This window comes from Desulfosarcina sp. (assembly GCF_033791525.1).
In the GTDB taxonomy this organism is placed as follows: Bacteria; Desulfobacterota; Desulfobacteria; order Desulfobacterales; family Desulfosarcinaceae; genus Desulfosarcina.
Window position 1 is genome coordinate 1 of the sequence record NZ_JASJGN010000039.1, and the last position, 2,722, is coordinate 2,722.

Below are 2,722 nucleotides of genomic sequence, written 5' to 3' on the forward strand. Positions count from 1 at the left end.
GATGGACAACAAGGCTTACAGCGAACACACCAAAAGTATTTCGACATTCAGCCACAAGAAGCACAATGAAGAGTATAAAATCGGCTGTGGCGACTGCCACCACGATGCCAAGGGCAAACCCTTAAAGGATCTGAAGAGTGATGATAATGTGCAGGGCTGCATCGAATGCCACAAGATCCCTGGAAAGATGCCCGGCGCTCTGAAAAAAGAGATGAAGGCCAACAAGGCTTCCAAGAAGGAGATCACCGCCAAGGAGATGGAGTACCACGCGGAGGCCATCCACGAAAATTGCATCAGCTGCCACAAAAAATTTAACAAAAAGAATAAGACCAAGGCTGCACCGCAAACGTGCACCAAATGTCATCCGAAAGAAAAATAATTCTCCTGATTCATCCTGTCGTTGATTAAGCCGGGGCAATGTCGCAAGCATCGACATTGCCCCGCTTCTTTTTAAAGGGCGATGCCGAACATGGATTGCGGTTCCCTCCTTTCGTGCGCAACCAGCCATTCTTCTGTTTGCGGAGACAGGTGCTTTTTATCGAGCCTGTGCCTGTTTCTCCTCAGGCGACGCGATAACCGATCATGGCATTGACAGAAAATGGCGATGGTGATAGAAATTTGTTCTATACGCTTGCTCCTGTCGCGGCTCCAGTATTCCTTATTCGATAATATTACGACAGCGCTCCTATACAGCGATTACTCCAAGTGGATGCATTCCTTTCTATCTGAAATGGATTGAGAAAAAGAACTCCCCCACGATTAATTAACGATCGATTAAACTGTTATAAACTTAAAGAGTTGCCAACCTAAATGATTGACGCAAAAGCGCCAAAAAGGGTGCCTTGAATGCGTGGTTATTGATACTCTTTACCATGCTGCGAATAGCAAGATACCAATAATCGAAAGCTATTTGCAGTGAAGGTTCCTGTTGACTCACAACGGCATTGGTCTTCGTTGAGCAGTTTCTCGGTAGTGTTGACCGGTTTCGGATTTAAATCCAACAGATTCAGGCATTGGCGATGTCTCGATCCATAAAAACATTGGGGATCAATTTTGGAGCAGGCTTGATAGGCATCCTCCTGTCCATTTCGCCATTCTCGCTGGGCCTTCAGGAGCATTTCGGGCTCAAACTGCTTTTTTACCTCCGAGGCTCGCGTCGCCCACCTCCGGAAGTGCTCATCGTTTCGCTGGATCGAGACTCGGCGGAGGCGCTCAATCTTCCCAGAAAAACGCAGAGGTGGCCGCGCACGTTGCATGCTCAACTGGTTCAAACGATTTCCCCGCAAGGGGCGACGGCCATCATATTCGACTTGCTGTTTGATGAAGCCCACGACGCCGATGCGGACAAGGCGTTTGGGGAGGCAGTGGCCGATGCGGAAAACATCGTTCTTTGTGAGTCCATCTGGCAGGAAAAAGTCCCTATTACCGATTCGAAAGGGAAGTATCTTGCCGATCTAAATATGGAGACCCTGGTTTCGCCGATTGCCCCCCTGGCCCTGTCAGCCTTGGCCCTGGCCCCTTTTCCTCTGCCCAAGGACTCAGTTCAACTCAGTCAATTCTGGATGTTCAAAGCCGGTGCTGGAAATGCACCGACACTTCCCGTGGTCGCCTTTTTCATCTACGCATCCAGCCACTACGGCGCCTTTTATCATCTTTTCAACAAGGTGCATTCCAATCGCGATCCGGCCATACACCCGCAATGGAATGAGATCGCGGTCCAGCGCCGGGTAGAAGAAACATTGATTACCTTCCGTGAAATTTTCCAGCGTGAACCGTCGATCGCCCACGAGATGCTTAACTTGCTTGATGCCAAAGAAAAGCCCCTTCGAAATCCCCTCGAGCGGAGAATGCTTAGCGGCCTCATTCGGATGTTCCAAGGCAAGAACAGCCGACACCTGGATTTTTACGGTCCGGCCGGAACTATTCATACCTTGAAGTATCACAAGGCGTTGAAAGGCACGAACCGTCCCGACAATGTGAAGGGTAATGCAACTGAAACGGCAACGGTATTTGAAGGTAAAGTCGTCTTCGTGGGACTGTCCGAAAACATGCGGCCCCAGCATCAGGATGGCTATCACACGGTTTTTTCGCAAAAAAACGGCATCGACCTCAGCGGTGTGGAGATAGCGGCAACGGCCTTTGCCAATCTGCTGGAGGACCGCCTGTTGACGCCTTTGGAATGGCCCATGCATCTGTTTATTGTCTTCTCGTTCGGTTTTTTTCTGGGGCTGATCTGTTTTTCTTTACCGATGGGCATCGCCACCCTGAGCGTCACCGGCGTCAGTGCCCTTTATCTGGCCACGGCGCTGATCTTATTCAACACACGGGCCCTCTGGATTCCCGTTTTCATTCCCCTCTTCATGCTGACGCCGTTGGCCCTTTTCGGAACGGTCGTCTGCCGCTACCGTATTGCCTCCAAGGAGCGTGAAGGAATTAGAAAAGCGTTCGGTTATTTTCTGCCAAATCCCGTTATCGATCAACTGGCTAAGAATATCGGAGACATCAATGCGACCAGCAAGGTCGTTTACGGCATTTGCCTGTATACCGATGCGCAGCAATATGCAGCGCTTTCCGAAACCATGGATCCCAGGGAATTGAGCCAGTTCATGAACAGATACTACGAGACGCTTTTTTTACCGGTTAAAAAAAACGGTGGCGTCATTTCTGACGTAGTGGGTGACTCCATGATGGCTATATGGGCAAAATCCAATCCGGATGCGTC

Annotated in this window: 2 protein-coding genes; both read left to right on the plus strand. The window is 50.0% G+C overall.

The genetic code is table 11. The annotated features are described in order from the left end of the window. Window positions 1-379 (plus strand): cytochrome c3 family protein (locus tag QNK41_RS02000; RefSeq protein ID WP_319253213.1); only part of this gene is annotated, 379 nt, incomplete at its 5' end. A 685-nt stretch (window positions 380-1,064) separates the two neighbouring features. Then, window positions 1,065-2,722: CHASE2 domain-containing protein (locus QNK41_RS02005; RefSeq protein WP_319253215.1), on the plus strand; the 1,658-nt coding region annotated here is incomplete at its 3' end.